The sequence below is a fragment of the Kutzneria buriramensis genome (genome assembly GCF_003387475.1).
Lineage (GTDB): Bacteria > Actinomycetota > Actinomycetes > Mycobacteriales > Pseudonocardiaceae > Kutzneria > Kutzneria buriramensis.
In genome coordinates, this window is sequence record NZ_QUNO01000003.1 from 246,262 (window position 1) to 268,086 (window position 21,825).

General features: G+C 71.2%; 22 protein-coding genes. 8 read left to right on the top strand and 14 right to left on the bottom strand.

All coding sequences use genetic code 11. From position 1 onward, the window contains the following. Window positions 1–3 precede the first annotated feature (3 nt). On the bottom strand, window positions 4–999 hold the full coding sequence (locus BCF44_RS09600) for a TerC family protein (RefSeq protein ID WP_116173840.1): 996 nt from the start codon (window positions 997–999) through the stop codon (window positions 4–6). A gap of 438 nt (window positions 1,000–1,437) precedes the next feature. Between BCF44_RS09600 and BCF44_RS09605 the strand changes: the two genes are divergently transcribed. From BCF44_RS09605 to BCF44_RS09615, 3 genes are read left to right on the top strand one after another with little or no spacing between them, the layout of a single operon-like run. Continuing rightward, window positions 1,438–1,746 (top strand): antibiotic biosynthesis monooxygenase family protein, encoded by a 309-nt coding sequence (locus tag BCF44_RS09605; RefSeq protein WP_170217443.1) that lies wholly within the window; start codon window positions 1,438–1,440, stop codon window positions 1,744–1,746. Further along, the gene (locus BCF44_RS09610; protein ID WP_116173842.1) at window positions 1,743–4,505 is read left to right on the top strand and encodes an alpha/beta fold hydrolase; all 2,763 of its coding nucleotides are present in this window, start codon (window positions 1,743–1,745) and stop codon (window positions 4,503–4,505) included. The genes BCF44_RS09605 and BCF44_RS09610 overlap by 4 nt, the downstream gene beginning before the upstream one ends. 9 nt (window positions 4,506–4,514) lie before the next feature. Continuing rightward, entirely contained in the window at window positions 4,515–5,453 is a 939-nt protein-coding gene (locus BCF44_RS09615) for an ABC transporter permease (protein ID WP_116173843.1), read from the top strand. Here BCF44_RS09615 and BCF44_RS09620 read toward each other — a convergent pair. Beyond that, window positions 5,443–6,345 (bottom strand): EamA family transporter, encoded by a 903-nt coding sequence (locus BCF44_RS09620; RefSeq protein WP_116173844.1) that lies wholly within the window; start codon window positions 6,343–6,345, stop codon window positions 5,443–5,445. The genes BCF44_RS09615 and BCF44_RS09620 overlap by 11 nt on opposite strands. 100 nt (window positions 6,346–6,445) lie before the next feature. Between BCF44_RS09620 and BCF44_RS09625 the strand changes: the two genes are divergently transcribed. Beyond that, window positions 6,446–7,987, top strand: coding sequence for an alpha/beta hydrolase (locus BCF44_RS09625; protein ID WP_246014915.1), 1,542 nt, complete (start codon window positions 6,446–6,448; stop codon window positions 7,985–7,987). A 305-nt stretch (window positions 7,988–8,292) separates the two neighbouring features. Here the strand turns inward: BCF44_RS09625 and BCF44_RS09630 are convergent, their stop codons facing one another. The 4 genes from BCF44_RS09630 to BCF44_RS09645 form a co-directional block, all read right to left on the bottom strand. Next, on the bottom strand, window positions 8,293–8,976 hold the full coding sequence (locus tag BCF44_RS09630) for a DUF6319 family protein (RefSeq protein ID WP_116173845.1): 684 nt from the start codon (window positions 8,974–8,976) through the stop codon (window positions 8,293–8,295). A 169-nt stretch (window positions 8,977–9,145) separates the two neighbouring features. Then, complete coding sequence (locus tag BCF44_RS09635) at window positions 9,146–9,340, bottom strand: hypothetical protein (RefSeq protein ID WP_116173846.1); 195 nt, start codon at window positions 9,338–9,340, stop codon at window positions 9,146–9,148. A 215-nt stretch (window positions 9,341–9,555) separates the two neighbouring features. Beyond that, a complete protein-coding gene (gene ligD, locus BCF44_RS09640) occupies window positions 9,556–10,551 on the bottom strand; it encodes a non-homologous end-joining DNA ligase (protein WP_116173847.1) in 996 nt (331 codons plus the stop codon). Window positions 10,552–10,563: 12 nt separating this feature from the next. Further along, window positions 10,564–11,184 (bottom strand): TetR/AcrR family transcriptional regulator, encoded by a 621-nt coding sequence (locus BCF44_RS09645; protein ID WP_116174258.1) that lies wholly within the window; start codon window positions 11,182–11,184, stop codon window positions 10,564–10,566. Window positions 11,185–11,243: 59 nt separating this feature from the next. On the opposite strand from BCF44_RS09645, the gene BCF44_RS09650 reads away from it, so the two are divergent. From BCF44_RS09650 to BCF44_RS09660, 3 genes are all read left to right on the top strand, one after another. Next, window positions 11,244–12,428 (top strand): acyl-CoA dehydrogenase family protein, encoded by a 1,185-nt coding sequence (locus tag BCF44_RS09650; protein ID WP_116174259.1) that lies wholly within the window; start codon window positions 11,244–11,246, stop codon window positions 12,426–12,428. Beyond that, complete coding sequence (locus BCF44_RS09655; RefSeq protein WP_116173848.1) at window positions 12,425–13,246, top strand: MaoC family dehydratase; 822 nt, start codon at window positions 12,425–12,427, stop codon at window positions 13,244–13,246. Before BCF44_RS09650 ends, BCF44_RS09655 begins: the two co-directional genes overlap by 4 nt. Before the next feature lie 68 nt (window positions 13,247–13,314). Next, the gene (locus BCF44_RS09660) at window positions 13,315–13,821 is read left to right on the top strand and encodes an exodeoxyribonuclease VII small subunit (RefSeq protein WP_116173849.1); all 507 of its coding nucleotides are present in this window, start codon (window positions 13,315–13,317) and stop codon (window positions 13,819–13,821) included. Here BCF44_RS09660 and BCF44_RS09665 read toward each other — a convergent pair. From BCF44_RS09665 to BCF44_RS09690, 6 genes are all read right to left on the bottom strand, one after another. Next, window positions 13,790–14,266: a GNAT family N-acetyltransferase gene (locus BCF44_RS09665; RefSeq protein WP_116173850.1), complete on the bottom strand. Its 477-nt coding sequence runs from the start codon at window positions 14,264–14,266 to the stop codon at window positions 13,790–13,792. The genes BCF44_RS09660 and BCF44_RS09665 overlap by 32 nt on opposite strands. Before the next feature lie 68 nt (window positions 14,267–14,334). Further along, window positions 14,335–14,667 carry an SCO6045 C-terminal-like domain-containing protein gene (locus tag BCF44_RS09670; protein WP_116173851.1) on the bottom strand — a complete coding sequence of 111 codons (333 nt, stop codon included), beginning with the start codon at window positions 14,665–14,667 and terminating at the stop codon, window positions 14,335–14,337. Beyond that, window positions 14,664–15,479, bottom strand: coding sequence for an MbnB/TglH/ChrH family RiPP precursor modification enzyme (locus tag BCF44_RS09675; RefSeq protein ID WP_116174260.1), 816 nt, complete (start codon window positions 15,477–15,479; stop codon window positions 14,664–14,666). The genes BCF44_RS09670 and BCF44_RS09675 overlap by 4 nt, the downstream gene beginning before the upstream one ends. Next, a complete protein-coding gene (locus BCF44_RS09680; protein ID WP_116173852.1) occupies window positions 15,467–16,360 on the bottom strand; it encodes a TIGR04222 domain-containing membrane protein in 894 nt (297 codons plus the stop codon). The genes BCF44_RS09675 and BCF44_RS09680 overlap by 13 nt, the downstream gene beginning before the upstream one ends. Window positions 16,361–16,617: 257 nt before the next feature. Further along, the gene (msrB, locus tag BCF44_RS09685; RefSeq protein WP_116173853.1) at window positions 16,618–17,052 is read right to left on the bottom strand and encodes a peptide-methionine (R)-S-oxide reductase MsrB; all 435 of its coding nucleotides are present in this window, start codon (window positions 17,050–17,052) and stop codon (window positions 16,618–16,620) included. A 22-nt stretch (window positions 17,053–17,074) separates the two neighbouring features. Beyond that, a complete protein-coding gene (locus BCF44_RS09690) occupies window positions 17,075–18,031 on the bottom strand; it encodes an asparaginase (RefSeq protein ID WP_211352994.1) in 957 nt (318 codons plus the stop codon). Between the two features lie 86 nt (window positions 18,032–18,117). Between BCF44_RS09690 and BCF44_RS09695 the strand changes: the two genes are divergently transcribed. After that, window positions 18,118–18,759 carry a GntR family transcriptional regulator gene (locus BCF44_RS09695; RefSeq protein WP_246014916.1) on the top strand — a complete coding sequence of 214 codons (642 nt, stop codon included), beginning with the start codon at window positions 18,118–18,120 and terminating at the stop codon, window positions 18,757–18,759. Here BCF44_RS09695 and BCF44_RS09700 read toward each other — a convergent pair. Together BCF44_RS09700 and BCF44_RS09705 are read right to left on the bottom strand one after the other, a co-directional pair. Further along, entirely contained in the window at window positions 18,746–20,026 is a 1,281-nt protein-coding gene (locus tag BCF44_RS09700; RefSeq protein ID WP_116173855.1) for a CoA transferase, read from the bottom strand. The genes BCF44_RS09695 and BCF44_RS09700 overlap by 14 nt on opposite strands. Next, entirely contained in the window at window positions 20,026–21,726 is a 1,701-nt protein-coding gene (locus BCF44_RS09705) for a patatin-like phospholipase domain-containing protein (RefSeq protein WP_116173856.1), read from the bottom strand. Before BCF44_RS09705 ends, BCF44_RS09700 begins: the two co-directional genes overlap by 1 nt. Window positions 21,727–21,825 lie beyond the last annotated feature (99 nt).

A 21,825-nucleotide genomic window follows, 5' to 3' on the forward strand; every position in this document is an offset into this window, starting at 1 on the left:
CCTTCAGGCCGCCTCGGTGTTCGCCTTGCCGGAGAAGTGCGTCTTGACCAGGCTCGCGACGGTCGTGACCAGCAACACGCCGCCGATCACGCCGAGCGAGGCGCCGGTGCTGATCACCGGCACCGCCAGGCCGTCGCCGCCGTTGATGAACGGCAGCTCGTTGTCGTGCAGGGCCTCCAGGATGAGCTTGAGGCCGATGAAGCCCAGCAGCACCGACAGCCCGATCGGCAGGTACACCAGCCGGTCCAGCAGGCCGCCGATCAGGAAGTACAGCTGCCGCAGGCCCATCAGCGCGAACGCGTTGGCGGTGAACACCAGGTAGGGCTCCTTGGTGAGCCCGAAGATCGCCGGGATGGAGTCCAGCGCGAACAGCAGGTCGGTGGTGCCGATGGCGATCATCACGATCAGCATCGGCGTCACCATGCGGCGGCCGTTGTGCCGGACGAAGGACTTGGCGCCGTGGTAGCTGTCGGTGACGGGCAGCAGCTTGCGGGAGATCCTGATCAGCAGGTTCTCCTTGAACTCCTCGTCCTCGTGCGACTCGCCCTGGGAGCGGGCCATCTGCACGGCGGTGTAGATCAGGAACGCGCCGAACAGGTAGAACACCGCGCTGAACTTGCTGATCACCACCGCGCCGACGCCGATGAACAGGCCGCGCATGAGCAGCGCCAGCACGACGCCGATCAGCAGCACCCGGTGCTGGTGGATCCGGGGCACCGCGAACGCGGTCATGATGATCACGAAGACGAACAGGTTGTCCACCGACAGCGAGTACTCGGTGAGATAGCCCGCGATGAACTCGCTGGCGGGCGCCCCGCCGGCGAAGATCCACAGGCCGCCGGCGAACGCCAGCGCGCACAGCACGTAGAAGACGACCCAGCGCGCGGCCTCGCCCACCTTCACCACGTGCGGGTGGCGGTCCACGATCACCAGGTCGAGGGCCAGCAGGACGGCGAGTCCGCCGAGGGTGGCCACCCACAACCACAGTGGGACGATCATCGCGAAACCTCCGGTCCTAGGGCATGCGCCACCGACCGGAGGTCTCTTCCGCCGACACCGAGATGTCGACCGGCGGTACCGGGTGCTCCTCGTCGAACACCGTGCTGACGACGCCGCCGCGGGGGAATACTCCCCTCCAACGTTCCCCATTGTCCCCTATGACCGCTCCCCGATGCCAGTCCACCCCCGCGAGTCGCGCTCTCGGACAGGGCGGATGTAGGGAAAATGCAGAAACGAGCCTCGGGTCTCACATCTGCCTGAGGCCGACATTGGGTGTGTCTGGGGGCGAGACTCGCCGGCGTGTGTGGGAAGAACGGGTTCGGTGTGATGCTGGGCGGGACTCGCGGGGGTGTGCCCGAGAGGTGCATTCGGTGTGTCCGAGAGCGCGACTCGCGGGGGTTGTGCTGGGACGTGGCACGGCGTGACACGATTGATCCCGTGATCCTCACGATCGCCGAGATGCGGATCCGGGCCGGCTGCGAGGGCGACTTCGCCGCCGCCGCGCGGGACGCGATCGAGCACATCCTGGCCAGCCCCGGCTGCCGGTCGGCCAAGCTGACCCGCAGCGTCGAGGACCCGTGCCGGTACCTGGTGATCACCGAGTGGGACTCGCTCGAGGCCCACACCCAGCGCTTCTACCACTCCGAGCACCTCGCCAACTGGCGCACCGCGGTCAGCGAGTACTTCGACGAGCCGCCGATGGTCGAGCACGTCAGCGAGGTGCTGGACACTCGGGGAGAGTCTTGACCAGGCAGAAGTGGCCCGCGTTCGGGGTCGTCGTCCTGCTCCTGCTCGTCGCGGCGGGCGTGTGGTGGGTCAACCGGCCGTCGCCGGAGCCCACCGTCGCCTCGCGCGACGTGCTGATCGACGTGGTGGACGGCCCGAACCACGACCAGCCGGTCGAACTGGACGCCACCTTCTACGTCCCGCAGGTCACACCCGCGCCGGCGGTGCTGGTGTCGCCGGGTTTCGGCCAGACCAAGACCAACCTCGCCGACGACGCGACCGACCTCGCCCGCCGCGGCTTCGCCGTGCTGACGTACTCGGCCCGCGGCTTCGGCCGCAGCACCGGCCAGATCGCGCTGAACTCGCCGGACTACGAGGTGCAGGACGCCGACCAGCTGATCTCCTGGCTGGCCCGGCAGCCGGAGGTGCTCCAGGACGGCCCGGACAACCCGCGCGTCGGAGTGATGGGCGGCTCCTACGGCGGCGCGCTGGCCCTGATGCTGGCGGGCCTGGACAAGAAGAAGCGGGTCGACGCCGTCGCCTCGCTGATCACGTACAACGACCTCTCCCACGCCCTGCTGCCCAACGCCGCGAGCACCACCCCGCTGGACGGCTCGACCCCGGGCACGGGCGTCGGCGGCGCGGACGGCGTGTTCAAGAAGGTCTGGGCCGGCAACCTCTTCGGCACGGCCCTGAGCAATATCGGGGGGCCCGGCATCAACCCCAAGGCCCCGACCTCCTGCGGCCGGTTCCTCAAGGACGTCTGCGACGCGTACACGAAGGTCGCCACCACCGGGCGGGCCGACCAGGCGACGGTCGACCTGCTGCGGCGGAACTCGCCGGTGAGCGTCGCCGACCAGATCAGCGTGCCGACGCTGCTGGTGCAGGGCGAGCAGGACACGCTGTTCGGGCTGGACCAGGCCGACGCCACGGCGAAGCAGCTGGCCAGGAACAACATCCCGGTCAAGGTGGACTGGTACCCCGGCGGCCACGACGGCGGCGCGCCCGGCGACGACGTCCGCGGCGACGTCGCCGCCTGGTTCGCCTTCTACCTGATGAAGGGCGACGCCCCCAACCCCGGAACCGGCTTCTCCTACGAGGTCCAGGGCACGATCCGGGCCCGCGGCGCGCCGATCACGCGGACGATCACCGCCCTGGACTACCCCGGCCTGCGCGGCGACCGCACGACCCGGCAGCGCGTGAGCCTGTCCGGCCCGCCGCAGCCGGTCGTCACACCGCCGGGCGGCAGCCCGGCGTCCATCAGCAGCCTGCCCGGCGTCGGCACGGCCCTGCTCGGCGGCTCGTCGACGGCGTCCAGCCTGGCCGGCAGCCTCGCGATCGACCTGCCCGGCCAGTCCGCGGTGTTCACGAGCGCCCCGCTGGACGCGCCGCTGATGATCGCCGGCTCCACGCTCACGACCCTGCGCATCGGCGCCGTCCCGAACGCCACCGACTCCGGCGACACCGAGCTGTTCGCCAAGTTGTACGACGTCGGCCCGGACGGCCGGCGGACGCTGCCGGGCGCGGCGGTCGCGCCGTTCCGGGTGCAGCTGCCGACCAACGGGACGGCGGTGGACGTGAACGTCAGCCTGCCGGGGATCGTCCGGCCGGTCGCTGCCGGGCACCGCCTGCAACTCGTCGTCACGACCACCGACCAGGCCTATGCCAACGCCACGACCCCATCGGTGCGGACGGTCGCGCTCTCCGGCGCGATGTCGCTCCAGGTCCCGGTCGTCACCGGCAGCAGCGCCTCCGGCAGCGGCATCCCGGCCACGCCGGTGATCGGCATCGCGATCATCCTCGGCCTTGCGGTGCTCGTGGCCACCGTCGCCGCGCTGCGCCGCCGCGGCAGCGACGACGCCGACCCCGAGCTCGCCGACGTACCGATGGTGATCACCGGCCTGACCAAGTCTTACCCGGGGCGGCTGACCGCCGTGAAGGAGCTGTCCTTCCGGGTGGAGCACGGCCAGGTGCTGGGCCTGCTCGGACCGAACGGCGCGGGCAAGACCACCACCCTGCGCATGCTGATGGGCCTGGTCCGGCCCACGGCCGGCGAGATCCGGGTGTTCGGCCACAAGGTGCAGGCCGGCGCGCCGGTGCTGTCGCGGATCGGGTCGTTCGTGGAGGGCGCCGGCTTCCTGCCGCACCTGTCCGGCACCGCGAACCTGAGCCTGTACTGGGCGTCGACCGGGCGTCCGCTGGACGAGGCGCACCTGGCCGAGGCGCTGGAGATCGCCGGCCTCGGCGACGCCGTGCGGCGGCGGGTCGGCACATACAGCCAGGGCATGCGGCAACGGCTGGCGATCGCCCAGGCCATGCTGGGCCTGCCGGACCTGCTCGTGCTCGACGAGCCGACCAACGGGCTGGACCCGCCGCAGATCCACCAGATGCGCGACGTCCTCAAGCGGTACGCGGCGACCGGCCGGACCGTGGTGGTGTCCAGCCACCTGCTGTCCGAGGTCGAGCAGTCGTGCAGCCACGTCGTCGTCATGCACAAGGGCCGGCTGGTCGCGGCCGGCGAGGTGAACGACATCGTCGCCGGCGGCGGCGAGGCGACGTTCCGGGTGGACCGCGTCACCGACGCCGCCCGCGTCCTGCGCGACCTGAACGGCACCTCGGGCGTGACGGCCGAGGGCCGGCTGGTGCACGCCGATCTGGGCACGACGTCGCGGTCGGCGGCGGTGACCGCGCTGGTCAACGCCGGGATCGCGGTCGAGCAGGCCGGGCCGCGCCGCCGGCTGGAGGACGCGTTCCTCCGGCTGGTGGAGAGCAACGACTAGGAGGCGATCATGACCGACGAGCACGGCGTGCACACCGATCCGGCGGCGATCGCGGAACTGGTCGCCGTCGCCGAGAGCGAGCACGCCCAGGTCGCGGCGGACGGGTCCGTCGCCGGCTACCGCGCGTCGCGGACGTTGAGGCTGGGCGTCGAACTACGTCGCCAACTGCGCCGCCGGCGCACCCAGTTCGCTGTCGCATTTCTCGGTGTGCTGCCGTTCCTGCTGCTGATCGCGTTCAAGGCCGCGCCCAGCAGCAACAGCGGCAGCCGGTCGGCGTCGTCGGCGTTCGTCGACCTGGCCACGTCCAGCGGCCTGAACTTCGCGATCTTCGCGCTGTTCGCCTCGGCCAGCTTCCTGCTGGTGGTGGTGATCGCGTTGTTCTTCGGCGACACCATCGCCTCCGAGGCGTCCTGGTCCAGTCTGAAGTACCTGCTCGCGATCCCCGTCCCCCGCGGCCGGCTGCTGCGCCAGAAGGCCGTCGTGTCCGGGATCCTGTCGCTGATCGGGCTGGTCGTGCTGCCGGCGATGGCCCTGGTCGTCGGCCTGATCTGGTACGGCAGCGGCGACCTGATCAGCACCACCGGCGAGTCGCTGCCGTTCGGCACCGGCCTGGCCCGGCTCGCGCTGGCCGTCGTCTACCTCGCCGTGTACCTGGTCTGGATCGCCGGCCTGGCGCTGCTGCTCTCGGTGTCCACGGACGCGCCGCTGGGCGCGGTCGGCGGCGCGGTGCTGGTGTCGATCGTGTCGCAGATCCTGGACTCGATCACCGCGCTGGGCGACCTGCGCGACTACCTGCCCTCGCACTACGCGACGGCGTGGTCCGACCTGCTCAGCGCCGACGTCGACTGGGGCGACATGACCCGCGGGGCGTTCTCCTCGCTGGCCTACGGCGCGATCTTCATGGCGCTGGCTGCCAGGCGCTTCGCGCGTAAGGACATCACCTCTTAGCCATCCACGTGGCGCCGGCGGAGGCCGCGACCACGCACAGGATCGCCAGCCACTGCACCGGCCGCAGGGTCTCGTGCAGGATCAGCACCCCGGCCAGCGCGGCCACCGCCGGCTCGACACTCATCAGCACGCCGAACAGCCGCGGCGGGATCTTGCGCAGCGCCTCCAGCTCCAGCGAGTACGGGATCACCGACGACAGCAGGGCCACCCCGAAGCCGACGATCAGGATCGTCGGGTTGAGCAGCGCCGAGCCGGCCTCGGCCACGCCGAACGGGGCGACCACCAGCGCGCCGACCGCCATGCCGATGGCCAGGCCCGAGCCGCCCGCGGTGGCCTCGCCCAGCTTGGCGCCGAGCAGGATGTACGACGCCCAGCACACCGCCGCGGCCAGCGCGAACAGAATGCCCGGCAGCGAGATGTCACCGCCGAGATCGGCCAGCAGCACCACACCCCCGCCGGCCAGCAGCGCCCACACCGCGTCCAGCCACCGCCGGGACCCGGCCAGCGCGATGGCCAGCGGCCCGAGGAACTCGACGGTCACCGCGATGCCGAGGGGTAACCGCTGCAACGCCTCGTAGAAGGCGAGGTTCATCAGCCCCAGCACGCTGCCGTAGCCGAGCGTCACAACCCACTGGCGACGGGTCAGCCGGGTCCGGGGCCGCCAGACCGCCAGCAGCACCGCTGCCGCGAAGAACAGCCGCACGCCGGCCGAGCCGGCCGCCCCGACGAGCGGAAACAGGCCCTTGGCCAGCGCCGCGCCGAACTGGACGCTGATGATGCCGCCCAGCAGCAGGCCGGTCGGCGGCACCGACCCCAGCATGCGCCCGGCGATGTCGCCGAGACCACGCCGAGGAAGCCGTCCGGAGGTGCCGTCCACATAGACCATGACCATGCCCCCAAAATATGCGTTACCCCTGACAGTCCCGCTCACCGGAGCCTCACCCGGCCCGTGCGACGCTGGACACGACCGACCAGAGAGCGAGGAGCAGCCGTTGCCGCGCCATTTCCAGTCCGGCCGGACGCTCGCCGTGCTGGTTCCCGTGGTGCTGCTGGCCGCCGCCTGCGCGGTCGGCCCGTCGGTGCGCCCCGTGATCGCGGTCAACGACGGGAACCAGCCGGCCGGGAGCAGCATTCCCGCCCCGGCGGGGCAGCTGCCGCCGCTGGACAAGCCGCAGAACGCGTCGATCAGCTGGTCGGACTGCACGACCACGACCAAGGCGCGGATGCCGGAGACGACCACCGCGCTGTCGTTCCAGTGCGCGCGGATCACCACGCCGCTGGACGCGCCCGACCAGCCCGGCGTCGGCGACGTCTCGGTGGCCGTGCTCAAGGCCGGCGAAGGCCCGATCCCGCTGGTCCTGGTGAACGACGTCACCGGCGAGCCCGGCACGCTCTACGCCGCCGACCTGGCCACCAAGCTGCCGCCGGCGCTGCTCAAGACGTTCTCGCTGATCGGCATGGACCGCCGGGGCACCGGGGCGTCCGACCCCGCGCAGTGCATCCCGGGCGCGGCCCGCGCCCAGATCGCCAACTACGACCCGGACAGCACCGAGCTGGACGACCTGCTCGCCGCGGCCCGCCGGGCCAGCCAGGAGTGCGTGCTCGAACTCGACGACCGGCTCCAGGCCCTGGACAGCTGGCGCACCGCCGCCGACCTGGACCAGCTGCGCGGGGCGCTGGGTGTGGACCGGCTCAACGCGGTCGGACACGGCGAGGGCTCGCGGGTGCTGACGATCTACGCCGACCGCTACGCCAAGCACACCGGCCGGCTGGTGCTGGACGGCTCGCCGGACCCGATCCTGGACGCGCCGGGCGCGGCGCAGGCCGGGGCGATGGGCGCGGAGGCCGCCTTCGGCGCGTTCGCCGACGCCTGCAAGGCCCGCAGCTGCTCGCTGGGACCGGACCCCAAGCAGGCCACGCTGGCGCTGCTGGACCAGCTGCGCCAGCACCCGAAGACCGGCGCGCTGTCGGCCGGCGAGGCCCTGCACGCGATCCTGATCGGGCTGGCCGACCGGGCCGGCTGGCCCGCCCTGGCGGACGCGATCACGGCGGCCCGCGCCGGCAACGTCGACGCCCTCGGGGCGTACGCGGTGCCGCTGTCGACCGTGGTGGACGGCGATCCGCCGCTGCTGGACACGCAGTTGATCACCGGCTGCAACGACATCCAGATGCGGCTGCCCCCGGAGCAGATCAGCGGCATGGTGTCGGACTGGTCGAAGAAGGCCCCGCTGTTCGGCGGCCTGTTCGCGCAGCAGCTGCTGCTGTGCAGCTCATGGCCGGTGCCGGCGCAGCAGCTGCCGACCCCGAGCGGGCACGGCGCGCCGCCGATCCTCGTGCTCAGCACGGCCGACGACCCGGTCACGCCGGAGGCCGGCACCCAGCGCACGGCGCGCCAGCTGGCCTCGGGCGTGCTGGTCAGCTGGGAGGGCGGCGGGCACGGCGCGCTCGCGCAGTCGCCGTGCGCCACCGCCGCGGTTCAGCATTTCCTGGTCGACGCCCAGGTCCCGACGGACGGCACCGCCTGCCCGCCGTGAGCATCTCCCCGTAGCGGTGTCAGCTACAGCTGGAGCAGCAGCCGCAGCCCGGGCCCGTGCAGCTTCCGCAGCAGCTGCATCCACCCAGCTCAGGCGTCTTGTCGTCCATCAGGACCTCCCCGGAATTCGAACGGACCAGCCCTGACGACGGTATTTCCGGGGGACCGGTCGGGGACACCGCTACGCGAGCGACCGCCCTCTCACCCGAACGCGGTCCGCGATCGATTCACGTGCAGCGATACGTGACCGAAAAAGAAGTGGGGACCCCCCGAAAGGAATCCCCACTCTGTGCTAATGCCGCCGAATCAGCCGGCCAGCTCCTCCAGCGCCTTCTGCGCCGCCTCGAGCTCGGCGCGCAGCTGCTCGACCTTGGCGCTCTGCTGCTCGCGGGCCTGCTCCAGGATCGCCTCGATGGACTCGGCGACCTCGGGGTGCAGGGCCTTGGCGGCCTGCCCGACGACCGCCGGCGTGACCGGCAGCGCGCGCAGCGCCTTCTTCTTGGCCGCCACCACGTCCACGGTCCAGTCCCCGTCGACGCTGCCGCTGATGGTGATCACCACGTCGGCGACGCGGGTCTTCTTCGCGGTGCTGGCCGCCGGACGGGGCTTCTTGGCAGGCGCCTCCTCCACGACGGCGTCGCCCGCAGCGACCTCCTCAGGCGCTTCGGTGGTGGTGTTCTCGATCTCCGACATTCTCTGCTCCATGGAGGGACGGGATACCGCTCGTACGTCGTTTGGCGAACGCTTGCGTCCGGGCCGTTCGAGCGTCAGCTCGCTCGGCGAGAAGGACAGCTCATCGTGCGAGCCGGCCGGGCGGACCTGGATGTAGTCGACCTCGTCCGGATCGTTGAGTGCCACGACCCTCGCCGACTTGCCCGCCTCGACCCCGACCGCCTCGGCCGTGAACCAGACGGTCGGCTCCCGGCCCCGGACGAGCTCGTCACGAAGGTGCTCGACGTCCTCGTCGGACAGCGAGCCTGGTTGCGCCATCTCAATTCTCCTCGATGCGTGCAGGGCTGGGCACCGGGGTGGCACACACCGTGACGACGCGCTGCCCGGCGTGCTACCGCCCGGCAACCTAGCAGCTGGGGGCGGGCGCCCCGCGTCGGCTCCGTCCGGCAGGCGACGCAGACATTAGCACACGTGTTCGAAGAGGCCGCTACGACTCGCGCAGCCGGTACTCCCAGCCGAACTGGTCGGCGTGGTGCAGGTCGTAGTGGTGCTCGATCTTGGGGCCGTCGTGCAGGTGCACGTGGGTGATCGTCTGCCGGGGCTCCTCGATCGGCTTGCTCCAGATCTCCTCGCGGCCGTCGAGCGGGCCGCCGACGAAGCGAGCCACATACGGAATCGTCACGGCCGGTCCTCCTCGCGGCTCGACGGGTTTGTGCCCTCGCAACCATGGTAAACGGCGGACACCGGGATGCGGAGAGCGATCACACTGACGTCTCAGTACATTTTCCCCGCAGGTCACCGGCTGGAACGAGACCGTTCCCAACTGTCAAGAGTCGGGCCGGACATCATACGCCTTCACCGGCACATATCGTCCACAATGGAATTGCACGGTGATATTCAATCGCGCCGTGCCTTGCTCGGCTGCACCCGCTTCGGCTCGCCGGCCATCTTCGGGTAATCCGGCGGATAGGGCATTTCGCCCCGCTCGTCGCCGGCGTACCAGTCCAGCAGCCGCTCGATGCCGTACGCCTCGTCGTCGATGCCCTCGAGCGCGTCGCCGTGCTCGGCAAGCCAGCCCGGCGCGGTCAGCACGTCGAAGTCGTTGGGATCGACGGTGGGCAGCTTCTCCCAGCTCAGCGGCATGGAGACGGTGGCCCGCGGCGTGCCGCGGACCGACCAGGCCGAGGCGATCGTCCGGTCCCGCGCCGCCTGGTTGTAGTCGAGGAACACGCGCTCGCCGCGCTCCTCCTTCCACCACGCGGTGGTCGCCTTGTCCGGGATCCGCCGCTCCACCTCGCGGCCCAGCGCGATCACAGCGTGCCGAACGTCGATGAAGTCCCATTCCGGGCGGATGCGGACCAGCACGTGGATGCCGCGGCCGCCGGAGGTCTTCGGGAAGGCGCGCATCCCCAGCTCGTCCAGGACCTCCCGCAGCGTCAGCGCCACCGTCACGGCGTCCGCGAAGTCGGTGCCCGGCTGCGGGTCCAGGTCGATGCGCAGCTCGTCCGGGCGGTCGACGTCCGCGCGCCGCACCGGCCACGGGTGGAAGTCGAAGGTGCCGAGGTTCGCCGCCCAGGCCAGCACCGCCGGCTCCGTCGGGCACACCTCGTCGGCGGTGCGGCCCGAGGGGAAGGTGATGCGCGCGGTCTGCACCCAGTCCGGCGCGCCCTTGGGGATCCGCTTGGCGTAGAACGCCTCCCCGGTGACGCCGTCCACGTACCGCTTCAGGGTCGTGGGCCGGTCGCCCACGGCCCGCAGCAGCGGCTCCGCCACCGTCACGTAGTACTCGACGACCTGACGCTTGGTGATGCCCCGGTCCGGGAAGTAGACCTTGCCCGGGCTGGACACCCGGACGGTGCGCTCGCCCACCTGCAACTCGATCGCCTCGGCCACGCCAGCACTCTTTCACAGCGCCGCGTGCTTCGCGTCCAATGTCGTCAGCAGCGCCTCCAGGGTCAGCTCGAAGCTGTCGTTGTCCACCTCCTCGGCGTGCTGCCGCAGCAGGTGCGCCTGGTTCAGGTGCGGGTAGCGCTCGACGTAGAGCTGGGCGTCGTCGGAGAAGCCGGCCGCGAACGAGCTGGTGGCGGCGCCGATGACGATGTACTTCACGGCCGCGCCGATCATCGTCGCCTCGCGCGGCGGCCAGCCCGCGCCGACCAGCGCGCCGTGCACGGCGTCGGCCATCCGCAGCGACGCGTCCCGCCGGGCGGGTCCACGTGCGACGAACGGAACCATGTTCGGGTGCTCGGCCAGCACGGCCCGGTACGAGCGGGCCCAGGCCGCCAGTCCCGGCCGCCAGCCGTCGGCGAAGCCCGTGACGTCGACGCGCCCGATGATCTCGTTGGCGATGTCGTTGAGCAGGTCGTCCTTGGCCGGCACGTGGCTGTAGAGGGAGGCCGCCCGGACGCCGAGCTCGGTCGCCAGCCGGCGCATCGACAGCGCCTCCAGGCCGTCGACGTCGACCAGCGCGAGCGCCGCCGCGCGGATCCGCGCCGGGCTCAGGATCGGGGTGTGTGGCCTTGGCATCGGCACCTCCTGGGCGTACATTAAAACTAACAGCGTTCGGTTTACGCCAGGGAGTGCCGGTGGACTTCTCACTCAGCGACGAGCAGCGGGAGATCAGGGACTGGGTGCGCACCTTCGTGCGCAAGGAGGTCATGCCGCTGGAACCCGAGGTGCTGCGGCGGGAGCGCGCCGGCCAGCGGGGCTTCACCGCCGAGGAGTCGCGGGCGCTTCAGCTCAAGGCCAAGGAGGCCGGGTTCTGGGGCGTGCTGACGCCGCAGGAGTACGGCGGCATGGGCCTGGACGCCGTCACCGCCGCCCTGATCGAGGCCGAGCTGGGCCGCTCGTTCGTGCCGTTCTACCTGGGCGGCAAGGCCGACAACATCCTGTTCCACGCCAACGCCAAGCAGCGCGAGCGGTACCTGCTGCCGACCATCGCGGGCGACCGCAAGTCGTGCTTCGCGATCACCGAGCCGGGCGCCGGCTCGGACGCCCGCAACATCCGCACCTCCGCCCGCAAGGAGGGCACGGAGTGGGTGATCAACGGCGAGAAGACGTTCATCACCGGCGGCAACGAGGCCGACTTCGTGATGGTCTTCGCCGTGACGGACAAGGCAGCATTGAATTCTGTGGGGGCAGCCGACGGCGGCGTCACCTGCTTCCTCGCCGACCGCGACACCGGCTGGAAGTCCGAGTACATCGACACCATGGGCGAGTGGGGCCCGGCGTCGCTGATCTTCGAGGACGTGCGGGTGCCCGAGGAGAACATCCTCGGCGAGGTCGGGCAGGGCTTCCGGCTGGCCATGCAGTGGATCGGGCAGGGCCGGTACCTGCTGCCCGCGCGGGCCATCGGCGCCACCGAGCGGCTCGTCGAGATGGCCATCGAGCAGAGCAAGACGCGGGTGACGTTCGGGCAGCCCATCGCCGAGCGTCAGGCCATCCAGTGGATGCTCGCCGACTCCGCCGTGGAGATCGAGGCGCTGCGCTGGCTCGTGCTGCACGCCGCGTGGCAGGTCGACCAGGGCGTCGATTCCCGCCAGGCGCAGTCGATGGCCAAGCTGTACGGCGGGGTCAAGGCCAACGAGATCGTCGACCGGGTGCTCCAGATCCACGGCGGCATGGGGTACACCCGGGAGCTGCCGGTCGAGCGGTGGTACCGGGAGCTGCGGCTGCTGCGGATCTACGAGGGCACCGACGAGATCCAGCGCCGGACCATCGCGCGCAACCTGCTCAAGGGGCATGCCAAGGTCGGCGGCTACCTCGGGTGATCGACTTCGGCATCCTGGGCCGCGTCGAGGCGTGGCGCAAGTCGTGGACCCCCGACGACGTCCTGCGCTACGCCGTCGGCGTCGGCGCCGACGAACTCCCTTTCACCACGGAGAACTCCGCCGGCGTCGTGTTGCAGGCCCTGCCGACCATGGCGCTGGCGCTGACCCATTTCACCGAGCCCGCACAGGTTTTCGGCGACGTCGACACGACCCGGGTGCTCCACGCCGAGCAGTCCCTCGTCGTGCACCGCCCTCTGCCGGTGGCCGGGGAGATCGAGGTCCGCCGCCAGGTCACGGATATTTTCGACAAGGGCACCGGCGCGTTGATCGTCAGCCGGGTCGACGCCTCGTTGTCGGGTGAGCCCGTCTTCTCCGCGGTGTCATCGGCTTTCCTCCTCGACGAGGGCGGTTTCGGCGGCTCTCGCGGCAGTTCTGTTCGCGCCGCACTGCCGTCCCGCTCCCCCGACCGTCGCCTGGAGTTCGCCACCGCTGCCAACCAGGCCCTGATCTATCGCCTCTCCGGTGACCGCAATCCCCTGCACAGCGACCCCGCCTTCGCCGCCCGCGGCGGTTTGAAGCGGCCCATCCTGCACGGGCTCTGCACGTACGGCATCACCTGCCGCCTGCTCGTCGGCGCCTTCTGCGCCGGCGACGCCCACCGCGTTTCGGCCATCGCCGGCCGCTTCACCGCCCCCGTCGTCCCCGGTGACGTGCTGGTGGTCGAGGCGTGGCAGGAGGATTCCGGCATCGCCTTCCGCACCAGCACCGCCGCCGGCACCGTCGTCATCGACAACGGCCGGCTCACGCTGTCCGGTTGAGCATGATTTGACGTCCACGAGGTCGCACCGCGGCGCCGAGGTCCGCCGCCATCCGCAATCATCTCACGATGGACACCACAGACGTCGACGAAGCCGGCGGCCGAAACGAGGAGTCGGCACACAAATCCCAGCTGGCGCAACGGGTCAGGGCTCGCCGGGTGGAGATCGACGCCTTCCTCGACCGGGCTCGTCCGCGCAATTCCCGGCTGGCGGTGACCAGTGTCGTCAGCAGCGCGCTGGCCGCCGTGCTGACCGGCGCGCCGGCCGTCGGCGGCGACGAACTGGCCGGCGCCGCGCAGAAAATGCTGGGCCTGGGCCAGGAATCGGCGATCTGGCGGACGTTGTGCCTGCTCGCGTTGGCGGCCTCGGTGATCGCGGGGGTCTGCACGAACCTGACGCGTTCGCAGAACACCGCCGCGCGGATCGGCATCGCCGAGACGGCCAACGCGGAACTGGACAACCTGGAGACTCAGCTCGAACTCGGCCAGCTGAGACTGGACGCCGCGCTGAAGCTCTACCAGCAGAGCACCGCCAAGGTGACGTTCATCGACGAGGACCTCGCCCCTCGTCGATAGCCGGCTCGCGTTTGACGGGGTAGGAGTACATGACCATCTCCACGTACTTGGACACCTTGTCGTAGAAGGGCCGGGAGATCGGGTCGGACTCGGGGGTGTTCCAGTAGAACCGGCCGGCGCCCTGGTCGGCGGCGTGCCGGGCGAGCCAGTCGAGCAGTTGCCGTCCGACGCCGTGGCGCCGGATGTCCTTGTCCACGAACAGGTCGGCGAGGTAGAGGGCGGTGGACCGCCAGACGCCGACGTGGAAGTAGTAGTGGGCGATGCCGACCATGCGGCCGTCGATCCGGGCGGCGATGCCGTGGATCTCCGTGGCTGCCAGGAGACGGCCCCAGACACGGTCGTACGCGTCGTCGGGTTCGGGAGCGTTGAAGTGATCCTTGAAGGCCCGGGTCAGGGTCTCCCACTCGACACGGTCGGACGCGACCAGGGGGCTGATCTCCACCATGGCGGCGATCCTGCCACACGGCAAGGCATCCACACCGGAACGGGATCACTGTCCACTGAGGACTTTTGTCAACGACGCGGCCGCCACCACGGTCGGCGCGGCGCCACCAGGTGATTGTTCGAGACGAGCCAAGCGCCGAAGTTGTCGGCGTCCTGGCGCGCCCGCGTGTCGTCGCGCTTGGGATGGCCGAGCGCGTACTCGGCGAACAGGGGGCCGAAGCGGTCGCCGAGTTCGTCGGCGAGGTCGGGGCGCAGGTTGCGGGTGATCCGGCCACGCTTGGCCAGCAGCGCGCGAGCCTGCACGCGGATCCGGTCGGCGTCGAAACCGGCGGGCGTGGGACCGTCGGCGAGCAGCGCCTGGAGCAGCGAAGCCTGTTGGGCGGCAACAGCTTCCCGGGTCATGACAGCACGGCCCGGATGGCGGCGAGCTCGGCGGCGAGGTCGGCGTCGCTGGGGTAGTCGTCGTCACGCTCCAGCAGCACGCCGGGCGGGTCGACGCGGGCGCAGAGGTCGCCGAGCAGGTCGAGGACGACGTCGGGCATCGCGTGGGCATGCGTGTCGTGGTACAGACCGTCCCGCTCGACGCCGCCGGCTACGTGCACGTAAGCCAGGCGCTCCAAGGGAAGCGTGGCGAGGAAGGCAGCGGGGTCGGTACCGATGTTCCGCGCGTTGGCGTGGAGATTGGCGACGTCGACCAGCAGCCGGCAGTCGGTGCGCTCGACGAGCTCGGCGAGGAACTGGCCCTCGGTGAGCTCGGCGTCGGGCCAGTCGAACAGCGCGGCCACGTTCTCCAGGGCCAGCGGCACCGGCAGTTCCCGTTGCGCCTGCCGGACATTGGCCACCAACACGGCCAGCGCGTCACGGGTGCGCGGCAGCGGCATGAGGTGCCCGGCGTCGAGCCCGCCGGCCCGGACGAAACAGACATGGTCGCTGACCATCGGCGCGTCCAGCGCCTCGGCGACGGCGGCGAGGTGCTCGACCCGCCGCATGTCCAGCGGCTCGGCCCCGCCGAGGGAGAGGGACACGGCGTGCGGCAGCACCGGCACGCCGCGACCCCGGAGCAGCCGCAGCGACGAAGGCAGGTCGCCGGCCATGAGGTTCTCGGCGACCACCTCCACGAAGTCCACATCGGACAGTCGCTCGACGGTCAGATCGATCTCCGGCCGCCACCCGATGCCGACCCCGAGCCGCGGACCGGCGCTCACCCGCCGCATCCGCCGCATCCGCCACCTCCGCCGCCGCCACCTCCACAGCCCCCACCGCCACCGCCACCGCCACAGCCGCCCCCGCCGCCACCACCGATGAAGAAGCCGGCGGCCGCGCCGCTGCTGGTGGCCATCGTCCGTTGCCGGCGGCCCAGCACCTCGGACCTCCGCAGCGCCTCGGCGATCCGGACGTCCGGGTAGTGGCGGAGCCCGCGCAGCGCGACGGTCGTCGCGACGTCGGGCGACGGCATGCGGCGCAGCTCGCGCAGTACTCGGCGACCGGTGCCGGTGCACACGCTCCGACGACGGGTGACCACCAGCACGAACAGCAGGATGACCGTCCCGATCAGCGACAGCCACAGGAAGCCGACGGGCCGGCTCAGCGAGATGCCGTTCACCAGACGGACGATGCCCACGATCAGCACCCCCAGCGTCGGCACCGCCGCGAGGAGACGGTTGAGCTTCTCCGCCCGTGGCGACAGCAGCAGCCCCTGTTCGGCCAGCCCGGCGCCGACCTCCCACAGCGCGGTCCGCCGACCCAGGTACTCGATGACGTCCGGGAAGCTGTGCCCGGCCTGCGTCCGCGCGAGGATGTCGGCGGTGAGCCCGTCGCGGGCCGTCACGGCGCCGGTGGACCGGAGCAGGCCGCCGCTGTCGGCGCGCAGCGCGCCGGACGCCAGCATGCCCGCGATGGCCGCCTCCACGGCCCGCCCCGGTCCGCCCGCCAGCCAACCCGCGTCGACGGCGGACGGCCGGACGCCGTGAATCGGATCACCAGCGAGTTTCGGCAGATTTCTGATCACCAGGGCGAGTACGATCGCCGCGCCGATTCCGACGAAATACCATTCCAGGAACTGCGCGCCGGTCAGTCCCCAAGGATCCGGTCCCATTTCCCACCCCCGCAGGCTCGAAAAGCCCCGATCGACGCACCCTGTCGAATGCGCCGAACACCGAGGTCACCGGGTGCGGCGGCCGACCCCCAGCCGGTCGCAGCACCCGGCGACACCCCCGGTCCCGCCGACTCCTCCCCAGGTGTCGGCGGCGTTTGACGTGTCGCCCCTGTCGCCGCTGACGACTTCAGGTGCGTGTCATCGTGGGCGCGTGGAAATGCGCAGACAAGGCCTCTTGAGGAAGGCTTAGGGTGGCCCTATTGGGCTTCGCCCGTCTGGGGGACAAGGCGGAGGGAAATGCTGTTGATGCAATACCTCTGGTCCGTCGGCGTCGGGTAGCCCTCGCCCTCGAACACGTGCCCGAGGTGGCTGTGGCAGGTCGCGCACAGCACCTCGACGCGGACCATACCGAGCTCCCGGTCCTCGCGCAGGATCACCCGGTCGCCGGCCAGCGGCGAGAAGAACGACGGCCAGCCGCAGTGCGAGTCGAACTTGGTGTCGCTGCGGAACAGCTCCGCGCCGCAGGCGCGGCACTCGTAGACGCCGGTGGTCTTGGTGTCGGTGTACTCGCCGACCCACGGCCGTTCGGTGGCCGCCTGGCGCAGGACGGCGTACTCATGCGGGGTGAGCTGCTCGCGCCATTCCTGCTCGGACTTGACGACCTTGGGGGTGGCTCCGACGACTGGTTCCATGCTTCTCAGCTTATGGATTCAGTCAGGCCGCGACCATTACGAAGGAAGGACGTAGCTCACCTACGCGTTGCCCGTGCCCCAGCACCGGCACGTCCGCCACCTCGGCGACGGCGTCGACGTCCACACCGAGCCGGCGCAGGGCCGCGACCAGCACGACCGGCCGGGCGCGGGTGGAGCCGTCGGCGATCTTGACGGCCACGGCGGAACCGTCGGGCAGGCCGATCGCGTAGACGCCCTCGGCCCCGTCCTTGGCAACGGCGCCGGGCAGGCCGCGCATCAGGTCCGTGACGTCGCGGCCGGTGCCGCCGACCCACTCGGGGTGCCGGCTCATCGCGTCGGCGACGCGACGCTCGTGGGTGCCGGCGGAGGCGGCGGCGAGCCGGCCGAAGGCTCGGGCCAGGCCGGTCAGGGAGATCGCGAACAGCGGGGCGCCGCAGCCGTCGACGCCGATCGAGCCGACGCGCTCGCCGGACAGGTCCTCCAAGGCGGCGCGGGCGGCCAACTGGAGCGGGTGGTCGACATCCAGGTAGTCCTCGGTCGACCAGCCGTTGGCGACGCAGGTGGCCAGCATGGCGGCGTGCTTGCCGGAGCAGTTCATGTAGACCGGGGCACGCCGGCCGCCGGCGGCCAGCAGGTCAGCCATCGCAGCCTCGCCGAGGGGCAGATCGGCGGTGCACTGGAGGGCGTCCTCGGTCAGGCCGGCGCCCGCGAGGATGCGGCGCACGCCCTCGATGTGGAACGGCTCGCCGGAGTGGCTCGCGCAGGCCAGCGCGAGCAGCTCGCCGTCGAGGCCGAGGCCGTTGCGGACCATGGCCAGCGCCTGGAACGGCTTGTTGGACGAGCGCGGGTAGGCCAGCGCCTCGGGCTGCCCGACGCCGAACACCAGGCGACCGTCGGCGTCGACCGCGGCGACCGTGCCGTGGTGCACGGATTCGAGGAAGTCGCCCCGCCACACCTCCGCGACGAGCTCGTGCATGATCCGGCCTCCTCCACCACGGGTTACACTGCCAACTGTCGACAGTTAACAACTTGCTCGTGGACGTTGTAAAGGCGGATGTTCGTCACATGATGGTCGACCTCGTGCACACCGGCCTGGCCGGCCAGGCCGTGGCCGTGCTGCGGGAGCTGGTGCTGACCGGCGAGATCGCCGCCGGCGAGCGGGTGAACGAGGTCGGCGTGGCCCAGCGGCTCGGCATCAGCCGGGGCCCGCTGCGGGAGGCCATCCGGCACCTGGCCAGCGAGGGCCTGCTGGTGCTGACCCCCAACCGCGGCGCGCACGTGCCCGTCACCGACAACGACGGCGTGCGGGCCCTGTTCGAGCTGCGCTCGGCGCTGGAGTCCGCGGCCGCGCGGCTGGCCGCCGAGCGCCGCACCGACGCCGACCTGGCCGCGATGAAGGAGGCCAGCGCCGCCTCGCGGGAGGCGTTCGCCACCGGCGAGTTCCCGTACCGGCTGGACCTGGCGTTCCACCGCACGCTGCTCGACGCCGCCCGCAGCCCCCTGGTCGCCGAGCAGGTACGGCTCGCGCAGCAGCGGGTCATCCTGCTGCGGGCCACCAAGGAGGTCGCCTTCTCGCACGAACGGGCGTCCCTGGACGACCACGACGCCCTGATCGAGGCCATCACCGCCCACGACGGCGACCGCGCGGGCCAGGTCATGGCCGCGCACCTGGCCCGAGTCCGGGACCAACTCCTCACCACCAGCTAGGAGGATCGCCGCCGGGCGTACGCGGCCCGTGCGCCCAGTACGGCGGCGCGGCGCTCAGCGCGCCGGGGACCTTGACGTGGGTGAACTCCCCCGTCGTGGCCAAGAATTCCCGAACCTCGGGCTCGGTGCCGGCCGTCTCCGTGCGGCCCAGGCTGTCCAGCCACAGCGCGGTCCGCGCCAGCGACACCGAGACCCGCCACGAGCCGCCTTCGGACGAACGCCGGCGCAGCGCGGTGATCGCGCCCCAGGCCGCCAGCCAGCCTGAGCCGTGGTCGAGGGCCTGCGCGGGCAGTGATCGCGGCGTGCCGTTGTCGTCGGCGATGCCGGAAACCATCTGCACCAGGCTGTCGAAGCCCCGCCGGCCGCCCCAGGGACCGGTCGTCCCGTACGCCGACACGTCAACGGCGATGATCCCCGGGCGCAGGGCGGCCAGTTCCTCCGGCCCGAAGCCGTACCTGGCCAAAGCGCCGGGGCGGTAGGACTGCACGAACACATCGGCGTCGGCGACCAGGTTCCGCAGCGTCTGCCGGCCGTCCTCGGTGCGCAGATCCAGCCAACACGTCCGCTTGCCGAACGACGTGTCCCGCAGTGTCGCCGGCATCACCGGCCGGTGCTCGGCGGCGACGTGCAGGACGTCGGCACCGTGCGCGGCGAGGGTCCGCCCGCACACCGGGCCGGCGATGACGTGCGTCAACTCCAGCACGCGCACGCCCTGCAACGGCCTTTCCGCGGTAGGCAAGGCAACTTCCGGCCCGTCGGCGAACCGTTCCAGCCGCACCACCGGCAGCTCCTGCAACAGCCGAGCCTGCGGGTGAGCCAGCCACTGCGAACGAGTCCGCAACGCCCCGGCGGCCCCACCTGCCTGCTGCACAAGACTTTCCACGTCGATCGCCGCCATGCCACGGATCCGGTCAGCGAGGGAATCCCGGTCGGACGCCCCCAACGCCTCCAGCGCGAACCGTTGCAGGTGCGGCAGATTGCACTGCAACCGCACCCACCCGTCCGCCGCCTCGTAGTCGCCCGAAAGCGGCGACCTGTCGCTGGCGCCGACGCCGTTCACCCGCAGATACCGCTCGCTACGAAAGGCGACCGCCGCCTCCACCATGTCCACGGCGACCGAACTGTCCACACCGGACCGTTCACGCAGCAGCGAAGCGGCGGCCAGGGTCGTCGCGCCGACGCAGGTGGCCGCCAGCTCCCCCACCCGGAACCGCCCAGGCAGCACGGGATCCGCGCCGGTGACCGTCACGCCGGCCAGGTCGAACATCAGATGTCCGGGATGATCCGCATGGCCACGGACGGCTTCGGGTCGGCTCCGTCCACAAAGGTCTCACCGCACGGCAGCCAGTTCTGGGCGTGGTCGAGCAGATGGCTGGTGGCCTCGGCCGCCTCGGCGCACCACGTGTCGCCGAGGGCCTTGCCGGCATCGGTGCCGGGGGCGCCGGCGGCCAGCCACTCCTGGTACGCCGCCGGATACGCCTCCCGCACGCTGACGTGACCGTCGTCGGGGGTGACCAGATTGCGCTGGAGCATCCGCATCCCGATCAGGTACCGCTCGATCCAGTGCTTCTGGAAGTCGAAGTCCAGCAGCGCCTTGCCGGCGGCCGTGCCCTTTTCGTCGATGGACGTGATGACCTCCGGCGGCATGGTCAGGTTGAAGCCGCCCTCGCCGTCGGTGAGCTGGATCTGCTGCACGCGCTCGCGGAAACCCGGCAGCCGCGCCTGCATGGTGTCGTGCCAGTTCAGGCCGGCGTTCAGGATCGCGCCGAGATAGCCCAGCACCGACGGGTTCTCGCCGACCAGGTTCGGGTCGACCGGCGGCTGCTCCCCCTGCGCCGCCGGCACCTTGGGGCCGAAGTACAGGCCGAACGTCGGCCGGGTGGGCAGCCACGCGTCGAAGAACTGGATCGGGAAGTTGCTGGAGATGCCGCCGTCGGCGAACCAGTGCCGGGCCACCCGCTTGCCGTCGACCGTCCACAGTGGCACCGCGGACAGCAGGACCGGGAAGGTCAGGCTCATCCGGGTGGCCACCAGCACCGGCAGGTCGTCGGTCGGCAGCGCGCGCAGGTCGCCGGCGCCGGGATAGACCACGGAGCTGATCCGCCCGAGGTGGTCGAGCACCGCGGTCGGGAACAGCCGCCGCCACTCGTCCAGGCTGAACAGGTAGCTGACGTCGGAGTACGACTGGTTGGGCAGCCGCACCGGCCGCCGCCCGGTGACGTCGGTGGTCATCAGCTGGAGGTTGATGCCCTTGGCCGCCAGGTCCGCGAACGTCAACGGGTCGTCGACGTCCTTGCCGGCGATGATCTGGATCTGCTTGTGCAGCCAGTCGGCCAGCGCGTCGGGATCCTGCGGACGCTGCTTGGCGCCGATGCACATGCCGTAGTAGTTGTCGGGCAGGTGGTTGACCAGCCGCACCACGGAGAACACCAGCGCGAGGGTGAGGCCCAGCCCGCCGGTGATCAGCATGCCCACGGCGAACACGATCCAGCCGGCCACGCCGATGCCGCCGAGGCTGCCGCCGGCGCTGGACACCAGCAGCCAGCCGAGTCCGAACGCGACGGCCGCCGACACCAGCAGCGGCAGGAACAGCCAGCGCAGCACGCCCCACACGTAGCTGATCGTCCGCGCGCCGGCGGTGCGCTTGGCCTGGGCGGCGAGCAGGATCCGGAACAGCGGCTCGGCCTGCCGGCTCGGCCGGAACTGCTCGAGGATCAGCCCCGGCGCCCGCAGCTGCTGGCGTAACGCCTCCAGCCGCTCGAAGCCGCCGCTGTCGCGGGCGTACTCCGCGGCGGCGGTCACCACCGCGGCCATCGCGCCGGCCGAGGCCCCGCCGATGGAGCGGAAACGGAACTGCTTGCACAGCTCGAGCACCGCCGCCGGGTAGGCGACACCGCTGGTGATACCGCCCTGCATCACCAGGTCGCACTCGGACGGGCGCGGCGGAACAACACCGGCAGTGGTCATGACCGACACCTCGCTAAGCCGTTCGCACGAAGGCTAGTGATCTTGCGCGTCGGACAGAAGAGGGATCGGCGGTTGGTCTGGATACCGGTGCCTACCGGT